The organism is Alcaligenes endophyticus, assembly GCF_026344035.1.
In the GTDB taxonomy this organism is placed as follows: Bacteria; Pseudomonadota; Gammaproteobacteria; order Burkholderiales; family Burkholderiaceae_B; genus Alcaligenes; species Alcaligenes endophyticus.
The window spans coordinates 217768-234377 of sequence record NZ_JAPKND010000001.1 but is presented as its reverse complement, the minus strand read 5'-3'; the positions used below and the strand labels follow the sequence as shown (position 1 = coordinate 234377).

Annotated in this window: 17 protein-coding genes; 5 read left to right on the top strand and 12 right to left on the bottom strand. The window is 50.8% G+C overall.

Annotated elements, in window-relative coordinates; all coding sequences use genetic code 11:
• Positions 1 to 30: 30 nt before the first annotated feature.
• From OSH01_RS01035 to OSH01_RS01015, 5 genes are read right to left on the bottom strand one after another with little or no spacing between them, the layout of a single operon-like run.
• The gene (locus OSH01_RS01035; protein ID WP_266122196.1) at positions 31 to 279 is read right to left on the bottom strand and encodes a formate dehydrogenase subunit delta; all 249 of its coding nucleotides are present in this window, start codon (positions 277 to 279) and stop codon (positions 31 to 33) included.
• Positions 276 to 1151 carry a formate dehydrogenase accessory sulfurtransferase FdhD gene (fdhD, locus tag OSH01_RS01030; protein WP_266122195.1) on the bottom strand — a complete coding sequence of 292 codons (876 nt, stop codon included), beginning with the start codon at positions 1149 to 1151 and terminating at the stop codon, positions 276 to 278. The genes OSH01_RS01035 and fdhD overlap by 4 nt, the downstream gene beginning before the upstream one ends.
• Position 1152: 1 nt before the next feature.
• The gene (fdhF, locus tag OSH01_RS01025) at positions 1153 to 4062 is read right to left on the bottom strand and encodes a formate dehydrogenase subunit alpha (protein ID WP_266122194.1); all 2910 of its coding nucleotides are present in this window, start codon (positions 4060 to 4062) and stop codon (positions 1153 to 1155) included.
• A gap of 13 nt (positions 4063 to 4075) precedes the next feature.
• Entirely contained in the window at positions 4076 to 5650 is a 1575-nt protein-coding gene (locus OSH01_RS01020) for a formate dehydrogenase beta subunit (RefSeq protein WP_266122193.1), read from the bottom strand.
• Positions 5647 to 6153 carry a formate dehydrogenase subunit gamma gene (locus OSH01_RS01015; RefSeq protein ID WP_266122192.1) on the bottom strand — a complete coding sequence of 169 codons (507 nt, stop codon included), beginning with the start codon at positions 6151 to 6153 and terminating at the stop codon, positions 5647 to 5649. The genes OSH01_RS01020 and OSH01_RS01015 overlap by 4 nt, the downstream gene beginning before the upstream one ends.
• A 200-nt stretch (positions 6154 to 6353) precedes the next feature.
• On the opposite strand from OSH01_RS01015, the gene OSH01_RS01010 reads away from it, so the two are divergent.
• The 3 genes from OSH01_RS01010 to mobA are packed head-to-tail and all read left to right on the top strand — an operon-like array spanning position 6354 to position 9214.
• Positions 6354 to 7460, top strand: a complete 1107-nt coding sequence (locus tag OSH01_RS01010; protein ID WP_266122191.1) for a substrate-binding domain-containing protein — start codon at positions 6354 to 6356, stop codon at positions 7458 to 7460.
• Positions 7461 to 7514: 54 nt separating this feature from the next.
• The gene (gene moaA / locus OSH01_RS01005; protein WP_266122190.1) at positions 7515 to 8591 is read left to right on the top strand and encodes a GTP 3',8-cyclase MoaA; all 1077 of its coding nucleotides are present in this window, start codon (positions 7515 to 7517) and stop codon (positions 8589 to 8591) included.
• Entirely contained in the window at positions 8591 to 9214 is a 624-nt protein-coding gene (mobA, locus tag OSH01_RS01000) for a molybdenum cofactor guanylyltransferase (protein WP_266122189.1), read from the top strand. Before moaA ends, mobA begins: the two co-directional genes overlap by 1 nt.
• Here mobA and OSH01_RS00995 read toward each other — a convergent pair.
• From OSH01_RS00995 to moaC, 5 genes are read right to left on the bottom strand one after another with little or no spacing between them, the layout of a single operon-like run.
• The gene (locus OSH01_RS00995; RefSeq protein WP_266122188.1) at positions 9211 to 10416 is read right to left on the bottom strand and encodes a molybdopterin molybdotransferase MoeA; all 1206 of its coding nucleotides are present in this window, start codon (positions 10414 to 10416) and stop codon (positions 9211 to 9213) included. The two genes, mobA and OSH01_RS00995, sit on opposite strands and share 4 nt — an antisense overlap.
• A gap of 24 nt (positions 10417 to 10440) precedes the next feature.
• Entirely contained in the window at positions 10441 to 10959 is a 519-nt protein-coding gene (locus OSH01_RS00990; RefSeq protein ID WP_266122187.1) for a molybdenum cofactor synthesis domain-containing protein, read from the bottom strand.
• 18 nt (positions 10960 to 10977) lie between these two features.
• Positions 10978 to 11439 (bottom strand): molybdenum cofactor biosynthesis protein MoaE, encoded by a 462-nt coding sequence (locus OSH01_RS00985; protein ID WP_266122186.1) that lies wholly within the window; start codon positions 11437 to 11439, stop codon positions 10978 to 10980.
• A 3-nt stretch (positions 11440 to 11442) separates the two neighbouring features.
• Positions 11443 to 11694: a molybdopterin converting factor subunit 1 gene (gene moaD / locus OSH01_RS00980; protein ID WP_266122185.1), complete on the bottom strand. Its 252-nt coding sequence runs from the start codon at positions 11692 to 11694 to the stop codon at positions 11443 to 11445.
• Between the two features lie 30 nt (positions 11695 to 11724).
• A complete protein-coding gene (gene moaC, locus OSH01_RS00975) occupies positions 11725 to 12237 on the bottom strand; it encodes a cyclic pyranopterin monophosphate synthase MoaC (protein WP_266122184.1) in 513 nt (170 codons plus the stop codon).
• A gap of 266 nt (positions 12238 to 12503) precedes the next feature.
• Here moaC and OSH01_RS00970 point away from each other — a divergent pair, with 266 nt between their 5' ends.
• The gene (locus OSH01_RS00970; RefSeq protein WP_266122183.1) at positions 12504 to 13013 is read left to right on the top strand and encodes a peroxiredoxin; all 510 of its coding nucleotides are present in this window, start codon (positions 12504 to 12506) and stop codon (positions 13011 to 13013) included.
• Between the two features lie 89 nt (positions 13014 to 13102).
• Positions 13103 to 14500, top strand: a complete 1398-nt coding sequence (locus tag OSH01_RS00965) for an MFS transporter (RefSeq protein ID WP_266122182.1) — start codon at positions 13103 to 13105, stop codon at positions 14498 to 14500.
• Between the two features lie 185 nt (positions 14501 to 14685).
• Here the strand turns inward: OSH01_RS00965 and OSH01_RS00960 are convergent, their stop codons facing one another.
• Positions 14686 to 15534, bottom strand: a complete 849-nt coding sequence (locus OSH01_RS00960; protein WP_266122181.1) for an EamA family transporter — start codon at positions 15532 to 15534, stop codon at positions 14686 to 14688.
• Positions 15535 to 15543: 9 nt separating this feature from the next.
• Entirely contained in the window at positions 15544 to 16563 is a 1020-nt protein-coding gene (bioB, locus tag OSH01_RS00955; protein WP_266122180.1) for a biotin synthase BioB, read from the bottom strand.
• Between the last annotated feature and the right edge of the window lie 47 nt (positions 16564 to 16610).

The following is a 16610-nucleotide window of genomic DNA, read 5'->3' as shown; positions in this document are numbered from 1 at the left end:
TACTGAGCCGCTTTTTTTATCTCTACGATTTTATGTTTTAGGTTGTAGTTGCGCGGCATGGCTTTGTACTGCCTCTAGCACGATTGGACTCAGACAGCCCTCAGGGCCTTGACCATCTGGATGCAACTCGATAAAGCTCAGTAATGCGCTGCGCATTCGAGGATCCCAAAAACTACGAATGTGATGAGCAATTTCTTGCATACCTTGCTCGCGATTGCGCATGGTTTCAAAAAACTCACCAATTCGGTTAGCCATGGGAATAAGAGGTTCTATATTCATACTGTGCTCGGTAGTGAAAGAGGAGTATCCCGCTGTAGATAGTGCGGGTGGCTATATAGCGTAAAACCGCTGTGACGCGCAAAAGCAGCCAGCATGACTCCTAGCTCTTGTGCTAGTTGCAAGGCGAAAGAAGTCGGGGCCGATACGGCCACTAAAAAAGCAATGCCCATAGCAGCCGTTTTTTGCACCATTTCAAAACTGGCTCGGCTTGATATCAGTACCATGCCTTGTTGTAGGTCTATATGGTGGCGCAATAAATGCCCATATAGTTTATCTAGGGCGTTGTGACGACCTACGTCCTCACGCACAATCAGTACTTCACCTGCTAACGAGCACCAGGCGGCGGCATGCGTTGCTCCCGTGAGCAAATGCAGTGCCTGTTTATCACGCATTTGGTCCAAGGCGTGAAAAATAGCCTGTGTGGTAGGGGCGTGTTGTGGAGGCCGCACAGCAGGTAAGTCCCTACGCACCTCGTCTAGACTTTCTAAACCACATAAGCCACAACCTGTTCGGCCGGCCAATTGACGTCGACGAGCTTTAAGCTGATGCATGCAAGCATTAGCTATCGTTATTTGTAATAAGTAACCGTGCTCACCCTCTTGGAGTTGTACATCGAGGATGTCATCAGCGTGACGTATGATGCCTTCCGTGAAAGAAAAACCGTAGGCTAAATCGTCTAGATTGTCTGGGCTGGCTAATAGGGCGCTATGACTGATGCCGTTGTACTCTAAAGCCACGGGAGACTCTACTGCCAAACTGTCATATTGCTCGGCTAGCGCGGGCGCAAGTTCGTCAGGCGCAGGCCTGGATTGACGCCACACCAGACCGGTGCTGTGCGAGCGTTGATAGGACGGGGCAGTAGACTCAGTCATATTAGACCTGTGGACTTAGTTCGGGTTGCAACACCGTGTCAGAGGTATTAGCCTCATCAGTCAGAGACTCACCTTTTAGCAAGCGTTGCTGCTTGTGATCAAAGTCACTCCAACGCTCTTGCCAATCGGACTCCTGCGTGACACGTTGAATCTGTACCGCTGTTACCTTGTACTCGGGGCAGTTGGTTGCCCAGTCTGAGTTATTGGTGGTGACAACGTTGGCGCCAGACTCAGGAAAGTGAAAGGTAGTGTAAACCACTCCAGGCTGCACACGCTCGGTAACGGTGGCACGTAAGGCGGTTTCCCCGGCGCGACTTTTTACTGAAACTCTATCACCACTGCGTATGCCACGATCTTCGGCGTCTTGGGGATGTATTTCCAGTAGATCTTCGGAGTGCCAGGCCGTGTTGGAGGTACGTCGAGTTTGAGCGCCAACGTTGTACTGGGAAAGGATGCGGCCGGTAGTCAGCAGCAATGGGAATTTGCGATTGCTACGCTCCTCGGTGGGCACATACTTAGTGGGAATAAAGCGTCCTTTGCCGCGTACAAACTTGTCAATATGCATGGTGGGGGTGCCTGCAGGAGCTTGCTCGTTGCAGGGCCATTGAACGCTCCCCCCTAAAGCATCAATATGGGTATAGGAAACGCCCGAGAAGGTGGGGGTAAGGCGTGCTATTTCATCCATGATCTGACTTGGGTGGTCGTAATGCATGGGGTAGCCCAGGGCTTGAGCCAGCGCGCAGGTGGTTTGCCAGTCAGCCATGCCCGCTTTGGGTTCCATGACTTTGCGTACACGTGAAATGCGGCGTTCCGCATTGGTGAAGGTCCCATCTTTTTCGAGGAAGGAGGAGCCCGGTAAAAAGACATGGGCATACTTGGCGGTTTCGTTCAAGAACAAGTCTTGTACCACTACACACTCCATGGCCTCCATGGCGGCGGCGACATGCTGGGTATTAGGATCAGACTGCACGATGTCCTCGCCTTGGCAATACAAACCCTTAAACGAACCACTGAGCGCTGCATCAAACATATTCGGGATGCGCAAGCCTGGTTCAGACTGTAGAGAGACGTCCCAAGCCTGCTCAAACTGAGCCCTTACTGCATCGTCGGACACATGACGATAGCCTGGGAACTCATGAGGGAAAGAGCCCATGTCGCAGGACCCTTGCACGTTATTTTGTCCACGCAAGGGGTTGACACCTACGCCTTCGCGCCCAATATTTCCAGTTGCCATGGCAAGGTTAGCAATCGCCATAACGGTAGTCGAACCTTGGCTGTGCTCGGTCACGCCTAGGCCATAATAAATAGATCCGTTACCCCCCGTGGCATATAGACGGGCCGCGCCTCGTATATCTTCAGCGGGTACACCACAAATTGGCCCCATGGTTTCTGGCGAGTTTTCTGGAAGACTGACAAAGTCTCGCCACTCGTTAAATGCCTCTGGCTCACATCGCTCGTTAATGTATTGTTGATCGAGCAGACCTTCGGTTACAACCACATGTGCTAAGGCTGTAAGCAAAGCGGTATTGGTTCCCGGCGTTAATGGCAAGTGATAGTCTGCTTTAATATGCGGGGAGCTAACCAGTTCTGTTTGGCGTGGGTCGATAACGATGAGACGAGCGCCTTGGCGTAAGCGCTTTTTCAAACGGGAGGCGAACACAGGGTGGGCGGCGCTGGGATTGGCACCAATAACGATGACGACGTCTGTGTGCTCGACTGAATCAAAAGTTTGGGTGCCTGCCGACTCACCTAGAGTGGTTTTAAGGCCGTACCCCGTGGGCGAGTGACATACACGCGCACAGGTATCGACGTTGTTGTTTCCAAAAGCAGCACGCACCAGTTTTTGAACTAGATAGGTTTCTTCGTTAGTGCAGCGAGACGAGGTAATTCCGCCAATGGAGTCGCGACCATACTGTTGTTGTATGCGTTTGAACTCAGAGGCGGTATAAGCGAAGGCTTCGTCCCAACTGACTTCTTGCCATGGGTCATGAATGCTTTTGCGTATCATGGGCTTAAGCATACGGTCTGGGTGGGTGGCATAGCCCCATGCGAAGCGCCCCTTTACGCAAGCATGGCCACGATTGGCTTTACCGTCTTTCCAGGGGGTCATGCGGATCACTTGATCACCTTTCATTTCCGCTTTAAACCCACAGCCCACGCCGCAATAAGCGCAGGTGGTGATGACGGCATGTTCTGGTTGACCCAGCTCTATAACAGACTTTTCCATCAACGATGAGGTGGGGCAGGCTTGTACGCAAGCGCCGCAGGAGACACAATCACTTTCTAAAAAGTCTTGATTTTGGCCGGCTGCAACGCGAGAGCTAAAACCGCGGCTATCTATTGTCAGAGCAAAGGTGCCCTGCGTTTCTTCGCAAGCTCGAACACAACGATTGCAGACGATACATTTACTTGAGTCGTAAGCGAAATAAGGGTTGGAGCTATCCGTGCTGTCTTCTAGGTGGTTAGCTCCCTCATAGCCATAACGCACCTCGCGCAGTCCTACCACTCCGGCCATATCTTGCAGTTCGCAGTTGCCATTAGCGGGGCAGGTTAAACAGTCGAGCGGGTGATCGGAGATGTACAGCTCCATCACGTTGCGGCGTAGTTTTTGCAAGCGATCATTTTGCGTCTGTACCACCATGCCAGCTTCAACAGGAGTAGTACAAGAAGCTGGTGTGCCGCGACGCCCTTGAATTTCCACCAAGCATAAGCGACAGGAGCCAAAGGCTTCTAAGCTATCGGTGGCGCATAGTTTAGGAATATGAATGCCCGCGATGGCGGCGGCACGCATTACAGAGGTGCCTACAGGCACTTCGAGTATCTGACCGTCTATCGTCAAGCTGACGACTTCAGTATGTAGGGATTCTGGTGTGCCGAAGTCTCGGTCACGGATCAATACGGTTTCTAGCATGGCAAGCTCCTTGTCAGGCGCTGGTCTGGGTTGTTTCTGCTTCGGCAACAGGCAGGCCGAAGTCTTGCGGAAAGTGATTGAGCGCGGACAAAACTGGGTAGGGGGCCATGCCGCCTAAGGCGCACAGTGAGCCGGCCATCATGGTGTCGCATAGGTCACGTAATAACTCCACTTGAGTCTCTGTCTGCTCGCGACGACGAATTTTTTGTAGGCTTTCTACGCCTCGTGTAGAGCCTATACGGCAGGGCGTACATTTTCCACAGGACTCTATGGCACAGAACTCCATGGCATATTGCGCTAACTGGGACATGTCTGCGGTGTCGTCGAAGGCGACTAAGCCACCGTGCCCAACCATGGCAGAAATCTGCATGTAGGATTCGTAGTCAAGCGGCACATCCCATTGATGCTCGGGTAAATAGGCACCTAGTGGTCCGCCTACCTGAACGGCACGTAGGGGGCGTCCGCTGGCACTGCCACCACCATAGTCATAGAGCAGCTCGCGTAGCGTCACACCGAAGGCTTTCTCGACCAAGCCGCCCTGCTGTAGATTGCCGGTGAGTTGAAAGGCTAGGGTGCCACGGGAGCGACCCATACCATAGTCGCGATAATAGTCCGCACCTTTAGCAAGAATAATCGGAATCGACGCTAAGGAAACGACGTTATTGACTACGGTAGGTAAGCCAAATAGTCCCTCAATCGCAGGCAGAGGGGGTTTGACGCGTACTTCGCCCCGTTTGCCTTCCAGGCTATCGAGCAGTGCGGTTTCTTCTCCACAAATATACGCGCCGGCAGCTTTGCGTACTTCTAGATCAAATTCTTTCCCCGAGCCTTGAATGTTTTTCCCTAACCAACCGGCTTCACGAGCGTTGCGAATCGCGCTTTCTAGTGCCTCGATAGCGTAAGGGTATTCAGAGCGCACATAGATATACCCGTAAGTAGCTTGAACCGCTAGGCCAGCAATCGTCATGCCCTCGATCAGACAATAGGGGTCGCCCTCCATCAACATACGATCAGAGAACGTTCCCGAGTCACCCTCATCGGCATTGCAGACTACGTATTTTTGTACGGCTGATGTGTTGAGAACGGTTCGCCATTTAATGCCCGTAGGGAAAGCAGCCCCTCCTCGCCCACGCAGGCCGGAGTCGGTCACCATGTCTACAATGCTGATGCTTTCCATACTCAGGGCTCGGGATAGCCCTGCAAAGCCACCATGGCTTTGGTAGTCGCTCAAACAGGTGGGGTCGGTAATGCCGACGCGCGCGAAGGTTAGACGCTCTTGTTGGCGTAAATAAGGGATGGCCTCAGTGAGTCCAAGAGCCAGTGGGTGCGGTTGCCCGTTTAAGAAGCCCTGGTCGAATAAGGAAGGAACATCGCCTGGGTCGACCGGGCCATACGCGATACGGCCTTCGGGTGTTTCCACTTCGACCAACGGCTCAAGCCAAAGCATGCCACGTGAGCCGTTACGGATAAGCTGAATGCTCATTCCACGCTGTTGAGCCTCTTGCTGTATTTGAGCAGCGACAGTATTTGCCCCAACCGCTAGGGCAGCAGTGTCTTTAGGGACATACACTTTAATAGTTTGGCTCATTTTAGGGCTCCTTGTGCTTGTAAGAGCGCATCCAGTTTTTCTGGCGTCATGCGGGCATGTGGTTCGCCATTGAGCATCACTGCCGGTGACTGTGCACAGAGACCTAAGCAATACACAGGCTCTAAGCTGACACGACCATCACTGCTTTGAGCGTGAAAGTCGCAACTCAGACGACGTTTAACGTGGTCGGCTAAGGCATTGCCTCCCATCGCTTGGCAGGCTTCAGCTCGGCAAACCTCAAGGATGTTCGCGGCGGGAGGCTGAGTACGAAAATGCGCATAAAAACTAATTACGCCATGAATTTCTGCGCGGGATAGATGTAAGTGCTCAGCTAGGCAGGGGATAACCCTATCAGGTATATACCCTAGGCTGTCTTGAATGGTGTGCAAAATGGGCAACAGAGGGCCGCGCTGCTGGGCGTGTTTTTCCACAGCTTGCAAAGCGATATCAAGGGCGGCATCAGGGCCGTGCCCCAGTTCATGCGGGTTAGAGGGGATATGCATAGTAGTATCTAGCAGACTGTGAAAACAGCCGTACGTCTCCGTGTTTATATGTAATTTTTTACATATAGTGATTCTGCGCTATATGCCTAATCTACAAAGGAAAACCGACTTTTTCAATAAGCTAAATTTCACATATATAATGAAGGCAATATGCTTTAACAAGCATGTAAATCGAAAACACATTACTACCAACGCAGACCATGGCTAACTTCAAATATAAAGCCAGGCTACGCTCGGATTGGTTGCTTGAGAACGCTGACGGCATAGAAATGTCGATGGCTGACGTATTGCGGCTGCTGAGTGCAATTGAATCACTGGGACACCTTGCTGGTGCCAGTAAGGCCTGTAATCTCTCCTACCGTCATGCTTGGGGCTTGTTACGCGAAGCAGAAAAGCAGTTTGAGGCAAGTTTGTTAGAAACTTCGCGACGTAAGGGCACTAAGCTGACCGAATTCGCGCGGCGTTTGCTTTGGGCAAACCGCCGCCTAGAGGCACGCCTTACACCCACTTTAGAAAGCTTTGCCTCGGAACTGCAAGAAGAACTAGCACGTTTGTACAGTTCTTCCATTGAGCGTTTACGTTTGCAGGCCAGTCATGGCTTTGCCGTAGAGGGCTTGATGCGCTTAGCGAACGAAAAAGAGGCGCTGCCCTTAGAGTTGCGCTATAGAACAGCCGTGGAAGCCTTAGCCTCGCTCCAACGCGGCGATTGTGATGTGGCAGGCTTTCAGTTGCCCAAGGGGCAGCATGAGGCCTGTGTGTTACGCGCCTACACGGAGTACTTGTCGCCAGAGCATCATCGGCTTATTTATCTTTCTACTCGTAATACGGGTTTGTTTGTCGAGGCGGGTAATCCTAAGGGAATTGAAGGGGTGGCTGATTTAGTGCGTCCTGATGTACGGTTTGTAAATCGTCAGATGGGATCTAGCACACGTTATTTATTAAGTGCTATTTTGCAGCAGTTGCAATTAGACAGCGGCCAAATCTTGGGCTTCGAAACGACGGAACTCACGCATATGGCTGTGGCTGCTCATATTGCCAGTGGCATGGCTGATGTAGGTTTGGGGGTGGAAACAGCCGCTTGGCGCTGTGGCTTGGACTTTATACCCTTGGCACAAGAGCGTTATTTTTTCGCTTGCCATATTGAGCGCATAGAAAGTGGTGCGCTAGAGCCGTTATTGTCGCTCATTACGAGCCTTGCTTATCGCGATTACATGGACAATTTAGTGGGTTATGACGCACAAGGTATAGGGCAAGTGCTTACCTTGCAGCAAGCACTGGCGACATCGTGGTCCTCCACCTTGGAATAAAAATTATGTATAAGCAAACATATTTCAGCTATCAGTTAGCGGTGAGTACGACGAATGGTGACTAAACAGCCTAAATCCGCTCCTAGCGTGCGAGCCAATACGGGGCAATTGGTACAGCCTTTAGATCAATGGCACCGTCCTTTCAGGGATCTGCGGATTTCATTAACCGATAAATGTAACTTTCGTTGTACCTACTGTATGCCGCGAGAGGTGTTTGGGGCAGATTATCAGTTTATGCCTCAGCGTGAATTGCTCACCCTAGAGGAAATTGAACGTGTAGCCATACAATGTGTGGCCTTAGGTGTGCGAAAAATACGGCTAACGGGTGGGGAGCCTTTACTACGCAAGAACATTGAACAGCTCATTTCGCGTTTAGCCTTGTTGCGTACACCTGAGGGTGAGCCGGTAGAGTTGGCTCTAACGACCAATGGCACCTTGTTAGCAAGCAAGGCGAAAGTGTTGAAAGAGGCAGGGCTGCATCGGGTCACTGTTAGCTTAGATGCATTAGAGGATGTCCGCTTCACCCACTTAAGTGATAGTAACGTGACCGTACAGACGGTGCTTCAGGGAATTGATGAGGCTGCCGCGGTGGGTCTGGCCCCGGTGAAAGTGAATATGGTGGTGCGCAAAGGCCTAAACGATGACCAGATTTTACCTATGGCGCGTTACTTTCGTCATAGTGGCCATATTCTGCGTTTTATTGAGTATATGGATGTAGGCAGCTCCAATAACTGGAATTGGGATGAAGTGATCACGGGGCAAGAAATTGTTGGCCGTATTGGTGCCGAGTTTGCGCTGGAGCAGGTCGACGCTCATTATCGCGGGGAAGTGGCTGCGCGGTGGCGCTATAAAGATGGCGGCGGTGAGATTGGTGTGATTACCAGCGTCTCGCAGCCTTTTTGCGGTGACTGTACCCGTATACGTTTGTCACCCGAAGGACAGCTTTATCTTTGCTTATTTGCCTCGCAGGGATACGATTTACGAGCCATGATACGTGGCGGCAGCACGGATAGTCAGTTAGCGGCCTACATTCATGGGGTCTGGTCAAATCGTCGTGATCGCTATTCTGAGCAACGCGGTACAGAACAGGTGGCGCGGCCAAAAATTGAAATGAGTTACATAGGTGGCTGATGGAGACATTATCGGCAGCGGGCATTATCTTAGCTGGGGGGCGGGCAAGCCGTTTTGACCCTACAGGGCAAGTCGATAAGGGCTTATTGAGACTGGCTGGGCAGCCCTTGGTGGCGCACACGGCGCAGCTGTTGCACACCTATACTCAGCAAATATTGATTAGTGCTAATCGTTATCTTAACGAGTATTGTGTCTATGGCGCAGTGCATGCAGATGAGCCGGATTTGGGCGTTTACCAAGGTCCGATGGCGGGCTTGGCCACGTGCATGACGCATTTGTCACACCAATGGGCCTACGTTGCACCCGTAGACCTGCCTTTGATATCAGGCGCGGTGTATGCCCGCTTATCGAGTGCCGCCCAGCATGGCTCTTCGGGTGTTGCGTATGTGCAAGCGGCTCGCATGCATCCGTTGTGCATGGTCATTCATAAGGATTTAGCGCCAACCGTGCGCCAGTATGTACTGGAAGGTGAGCGTAAAGTAATGCTGTTTTTACAGCAGGTGCAGGCTCAGGCGGTAGATTGTGCTGATCTGGACGAGGGCGTATTTTTAAACGTCAATACAGGGGCAGATTTGGCGCAAGCAGAGCGTATTCTTGCCTTGCGCCAAAGACAGCCTATTTAGTGGCGCCAGTAGGCGAAGTCGTAATAATCCACCAAAGTGTTGGTGTGTACTTGTACCCCAGAAGGCATGCGGGCTAAGCCGCTTGCCCAAGGTAGCGAGCTAATGACTCCCGAGCCCTGATTGCGAAAGGGTTGCAACAGCAGTTGACCGTCTGGTGCATAAGTGGCTTGAACGCGAATAAAGTCCTCGCGCTCGTTGAACCATGGCTTATCTAGCTGTATTTTCCCTTTAGAAAGGCGCGCATGACGCTCGTGTCGCCCTTGGAGGCCGCGAATAAGTGGCGAGACCATCAAGGTAAACACAGCATACGACGACACAGGGTTACCAGGTAAGCACACCATAGGTTTACTATTCAAATACGCTAAAGCCAGTGGCTTGCCTGGCTTCATTCTGACTTTCCATAAATCCAGCTTTCCACCAGCAGCCTCGATAGCAGGCTTCACAAAGTCTTTATCGCCTACAGACACGCCACCTACAGTGAGCACCATGTCACAGTTTGTGCTCAGTGTTTGAAGAGCGTTTTGTATGCTTTCTAGGCTGTCACTAGCATGCAGGTGATCCGTTTCGTGCACCCCCAGATCGGCTAGTTGGGCTTGCAGCATGGCAGCGTTAGAGTTGTAAATATGACCTGGCGGTAGCGCTAAACCAGGGGCGGTAAGCTCATCGCCGGTGGTTAGTATGCCTACCTTGAGCCTAGGATAGACAGTGATGCTGGCAATACCTTGAGCGGCAAGCTGGGCGATATGGGCAGAGTGCAGGACGGTTCCTGCAGCAATAAGTGGCAGGCCTGCTTGCATATCTTCACCGCGGCGGCGGATGTTGACGCCTTGAGGCGAGGGCTCATTGATAAGGACGTGCCCGTTTTGCTCGCTACAGTTTTCTTGCATGATGACTGTATCAGCGTTGGCAGGTATCGGTGCGCCGGTAAAGATTCGTATGGCTTGTCCACGGATCAGGGCGGGTGGGACATCACCAGCGTAAACGCGTGCTTGAATAGGAAGGCTAGCGCTGGCTTGTAAGTCTTCCCAACATACCGCGTATCCATCCATGGCACTGTTATCGGCCGGCGGCATATCTAGCCGAGTAATAATATCTTGTGCTAGCACGCGGCCAAGAGCAAGGGTAAGAGAGCAAGTTTCGTGCTGCTTAGGGGCTGTGCCTGCGTCGGTTAGGCGAGCCTGAGCAAGATCAAAATCAATCATGTAAGCCAGTGTAGTAAGTGAGTCTTAGGCAACAAAGTGAGAGGCAAAGTTGCAAGGACGGTAGGTGCTGTTGAGCTGTTCGTGCAAAATGCTTTCCCATGCAAGTTGGCAGGCTTTGGGCGATCCAGGAAGACAAAAAATAAATTTGCCATTGGCCGTTCCCGCAAGTGCATCAGACTGTAGTGCGGCACTGCCCACTTGGGCATAAGAGAGCTGGCGAAAGAGTTCACCGAAGCCTCGTATAGAATGATCTAACAAAGGGCTAACGGCAGCAATCGTGGACTTATTATGACTGAAACCAGTGCCACCATTTGTGATAATGACGTGCAATTGATCGTCACAAATCCAATTGCTCAGTACGCGTCTTAGCTCATATAGATTGTCGGGGCTAATGGCACGCTGTAGACAGTGATGACCAGCGGTGAGAAGTTGCTCGTGTAGGTAGTCGCCCGCTGTGTCATCGGCGGCTGTACGTTTATCTGAAACGGTTAGTACGGCGATGTTGAGACGTGCGGGGGGGAGATCAGTTTTTGCTTTAGCCATAATGAAACTCGCTTGTATTTAGGCCAACCAATAGGCCGTTTTTTCTGCATCGCTATCACGCTGTTCAACCCAGAACTGTTGACCGTCTTTGAGAGTTTCGCGTTTCCAGAAAGGTGCCTGTGTTTTCAGTGTATCCATAATGAACTCGCACGCATGAAAGGCAGCTGAGCGATGTGCGCTGCTCACCCCCACATACACAATTTGATCGGTAAGCTGAAGCTCACCAACTCGATGTACCACTACAGTATCAAGAATGTCCCAGCGTTGCTTTGCGTGAGCGCAAAGCGCATGTATTTCGCGCTCGCACATGCCAGGATAATGCTCCAGATAAAGACTGGCTGTTTGCATGTGTTCGGCGTGGTCACGCACGTAGCCGATAAAGCTTACTTGTGCGCCAGCGCGTCCGGCACTCAGTTGCCGCAAATGCTGGTTAAGTAAGCCAGAATCGAAGTCCTCTGTTTGTATGCGTACCAAACTCATAAATTATCCTCCGGTGACGGGCTCAAACACAGCGACCTCGTCGCCCGCCTGGATTAGGGTGTGCGCGTTGGCATATTGCTGATTGACCGCCACCTTCAAGCGACCACGTATCGTGGCAGTGATAGGATGGCGCTGATATAAGTTTTGCAGCCATTGATCAACGTTAGCGTTCTCGGGCCAGTCCCAAGACTCTTGGCGTATGCCAAGTTGTTCCGCAATCTGAGCAAAGTACAACACGGTGATTTGTTTGTTCATTAGGGTCTCCAGTTGCACCAGATAAAGGGGTTAGAGGGTTGCGCGCCAAGTGCCACTTTTACCGCCTGTTTTTTCGAGCAGTCTAGATTGCTCTATCACGATGCCTTTATCGGCCGCTTTACACATATCGTAAATAGTTAATGCCGCAATATTGCAAGCAGTCATGGCTTCCATTTCTACGCCAGTGGTATAGCGAGTCTTGCATGTGGCTGTGATATGAATGACTTTTTGTTCGGTATCGCTACTAAACTCTATACCAATAAAGTCGAGGGGCAGGCTATGGCACATAGGAATGAGCTCAGCGCAACGCTTGGCAGCAAGCACGCCTGCCACACGGGCCGTATTAAGCACTTCACCTTTGGCATTTTTTTTGGCATCCAGCAAGTCAAAGGCGGCTGCGCTAAGTCGTACCGTACAGATAGCCGTAGCACTACGGCTGCTTAGGGCCTTACCGCTCACATCCACCATGCGCACTTGGCCATGCTCGTCAAGATGGCTGAGTTGTAAGTCTGGTTCGGAAGTAGTGCTGGGAGCAGAACTCATCGTGTCTCCTGGTAAGGTCGTTGGGCTAAGTATTTTACGCTTAATATTATATACAGCCCGACTGAGGGGGGGGGTGTAATACCTCATTCATCATTTCTGTGGTATCAGTAAAGGGGTAGAAAATTTGTTCGACCCCTTTTTTGCTAGCACGACACATTTTTATATATATCGCTACCGTCGGGCACTTTGGTGTCGAGCGGCTTATCGGTATCATATGGTTTTGGAAGTCGCTGCATAGCAGCTTTATTATTTGACATGGAGACCATATGTCTATCAAAGTTGGTGATCACGTACCTGATGCTAGCCTGGGTGAATACATCGAGACGGCTACTGATACCTGTGCAGTAGGGCCAAATACATTTCAGGTCTCAGATCTGGTCAAAGGTAAAAAAATAGCTGTTTTTGCCGTACCGGGCGCTTTTACTCCTACTTGCTCTGAACAGCATTTACCTGGCTTTTTAGCTAAAGCAGATGAGTTTAAAGCTGCGGGCGTCGATGAGATTTGGTGCGTTGCCGTCAATGACGCCTTCGTTATGGGCGCATGGGGCCGCAGCCAAAACGTCAATGGAAAAATTCGTTTGTTGGCCGATGGCAGCGCTGACTGGACTCGTAAGCTAGGACTAGAGTTTGACCTAAGCTCCAAAGGTTTAGGCGTGCGTTGCAAACGTTTCTCCGCCTTGTTGGATGACGGTGTGGTAACGTCTCTCAATATTGATGATGGCGGTGGACTAGACAAAAGTGACGCTGCTACTTTGCTTGCACAAGTAAAAGCGTAAACTACTAATAGGCCTATATGGCCTAATACCACCGTTTGTTGCAGAGCCGGCTACGTGCCGGCCTGTTTGTCTCTGCCCAAGGTTGATCTATGTCTGTATCCATACGGGGTTTTTCTTCGCTTTATTTCGCCACCCTCGTGTTGTTGATGAGTTCGGGCCTATTTAACACCTATATGGGTGTACGTTTGACGGCCATCTCAGTATCTGAGGTGTGGGTGGGCGGTCTGATTGCGGTGTATTACCTGGGGTTGGTGTTTGGTGCTCGAATGGGGCACAGGCTGATTATGAGTGTGGGGCATATACGTGCTTATACCGCCAGCGCCGCCATTGTTACGATCTGTGTGTTGGCCCAGATATTGATTAGCCCTATGTGGGTGTGGCTCATTTTGCGTTTCCTGGCCGGGGCTGCCATGGTTGTGCAGTTTATGGGCATAGAGAGCTGGCTAAACGCACAAACAGATAATCAGCAGCGCGGGACAATTTTTGCCATTTACATGGTGTTTTCTAGTTTAGGAACAGTTTTAGGGCAGTTATCACTCACTTTCTTCCCTTATTTGAATTTTGAACCGTTAGTGTTTGTGGCGATTTGCTCGGCCTTTAGTTTGGTGCCTGTGGCCCTGACACGTCGTAATATTCCGCCTTTACAGGTACCTGCGCCTATTAATGCTAAGTACTATTTAGAGCGTGTCCCGTTGTCCATGATGGTGTTGTTAGTGGCGGGTATGCTCACCGGTGCTTTTTATGGTTTAGCCCCGGTGTACGCCGTACGCGTTAACTTAAGTAACGAGCAAGCAGCGATGTTCGTGGCGGTATCGGTAGCCGCTGGGGTGCTAGCACAATGGCCGGTGGGTTGGTTGGCGGACAGAGTCAATCGGGTGTTGTTAATTCGGTTGAATGCAGCGTGTGTTTTGGCGCTGGCAATACCGCTTTGGGGTTGGCTTACCGTGCCTTATTGGGGATTATTGGTGTTTTCTGCTTTGTTTGGAGTGCTGCAGTTTACGCTTTATCCCTTAGGAGCAGCTTTTGCGAACGATAACGTTGATCCCGATCGTCGCGTCGGCTTAAGCGCCATTTTATATATGGTATATGGCTTAGGGGCTTGTACGGGCCCCTTGCTGGCAGGCCTTCTCATGAGCTATTTAAGCAACGGTTGGTTCTATGTGTTTGTGGCGGCTTGTGGCTTAGCATTAATTTTGCTGGTACGTCCACAAAAAATATTGGGTGACCACCTAAGTCAAGATGCACCAACGAATTATGTACCTATGCCCGACAGCTTACAGAGTTCTGCCGCTGCCGTGGCACTGGATCCTAGGGTAGACATAGTCTCTGACGTTTCACATGACCCTGTTTTTGACGACCTTCCTCCGTTGGAGGAAAGGCTGGCGGCGGTAGAGCAGGCGATAGCGGACGAGCATGCAGAGATGCCCGAGCCGCCTGTCGAAAATATTGCGGCTGTCACGCCTGAAGAGAAAATAAAGACTGAGTAAAAACCAGACCTAGTTTGCAGCCAAGTTAATGGGCTTTCGTTCTAGTAGCTAGCCCATTCAAGCGGTATAGGAACGCGGACGATAGTTAACACCAAAAAACCTATATTGCTGTGGGTTTCAGTGGTTTTGCAGCGGCCCAACCACCGTTGATCCGCTATGAAGAAAGCCACCGATTTGCCGTGCTATTAGCGCGGAATAAGCGCTAATACGGCGACTACTGCTAAGACGACACCAATGATATTGGCGATCGAGAGTTTCTCTTTGAAAAAGCCCGCTCCCACTAAAGCGCCTAAAGAAATCACCCCAATATTCATGGCTGAAAACACCAATGTTGGATTCTCTGGGTAGGTTTGGTGAGCTCGGATATAAAAGTAAATATTGCCAAAGTTCAACAATCCTAGCACTAGGCCAGCAAATAGGCTTTGTTGGTTCCACTGGGTACGCTTATAAAGCAAGTAGGCAAACATGAGCACGCCAGCTAGACTAAAAGTCAAGGCTAAGCTACTGGGGAAAGCGGCTCCACTTTTAGATAACTGCTTGAATAAAATATCAATGACCCCGTAGCCTACCCATACCAGCAGTAAGCTCATTACGCCGGCCTTAGTGTGGCCTGTCTGTTCGTGTTGCGAGGATTTGTGTAGCAGCAGTAACAAAGCACACAATGCTAGGGCAATCCCTGTGAGCTTTTGTGTTCCCAAAGCTTCGCCAAATAAGACAAATGAGGCGATAAGAGGAATAAATAGTGACAGGCGTTGAGCTGCATCGCTTAGAACGATTCCTGCATGTTTAACTGCGGCGGCCATGGCAAGAAAGATGCTGGGCAGTAAAACGCCTAAGGCAATGAGTATCCACCACGGAGTAGCTGGTTGAAATAACGAGAGGGGCTCTGCTTTGAGTAAAAACATAGCTAGGCTGACAGCAACCAGGTAGTTCACTGCAATGGCTTGAGCCACGTCAATATTGCGTTGTCGAGCGATTTTCAGCAAGATGGAGACCGCAACACTGCAACTGATACTGCTAATGAGTGTAAACATAATAAATGCTTAAAGAGTTTCTAGCGCGGCCTGATAAGTGCTGGGGCGCGCTGGGGCAGTGGGGGGTGTGTCTTTTTCCAACGTAGTCTGAGAGTGTAGACCCAGTCGCTGGAAGAGCGCTTGATCGGCACTAAATTGTGGATTGGCGGTAGTGAGCAGTTGCTCGCCATAAAAAATAGAGCTGGCTCCAGCCAAAAAACACAGTGCTTGTGTACTGTCGTCCATGTTTTCACGGCCTGCTGAGAGACGAATAACGGCTTTTGGCATCAGGATACGGGCAACGGCAATAGTACGTACAAACTCAAAAGGATCTAAGTCTTCTGTTTCCGCCAGTGGTGTACCAGGAACTTTGACCAGTTGATTGATAGGGACAGACTCAGGGTAAGGTTGTAGGTTTGCCAATTGGCTTAACAATCCGGCCCGTTGACGCCGCGTTTCTCCCATTCCCAAGATACCACCGCAACAGGTATTGAGCCCAGCATCACGCACGCGCTCCAGTGTCTCTAATCTGTCTTGATAGGTTCGGGTACTGATGATCTGCCCATAGAACTCAGGGGATGTATCAAGGTTGTGGTTGTAGTAATCCAAACCGGCGGCTTTGAGTCGTTCAGCTTGTCCGTCTTTTAGCATACCTAGCGTAACGCAGGTTTCTAGCCCCATATTTTTTACGGCGCTAACCATTTCAATCACTTGATCTAATTGGTGCTCGGTGGGTGAGCGCCACGCAGCCCCCATACAGAATCTACTGGCTCCCTGTTCTTTTGCCTGTTGAGCGGCTTGCAACACAGTAGGTAGATCCAGTAGTGGCTCTTGTTCTAGTTCAGTATTATGTTTAGAAGATTGAGGGCAATAGGCGCAATCTTCTGGGCAGGCTCCTGTTTTGATGGATAACAGGCTAGATAACTGCACGTGATTGGCGGGGTGATTACTGCGGTGAACAGTTTGAGCTTGCCACAGTAGATCCATAAACGGTAGCTCGTAAAGCGCTAGGACTTTATTGATTGTCCAATTATTAGTAGGCAGATGCATAGGTGCTCCTTAGACGATAAGAAGCATGCTATGTAGGCCACCGTCGA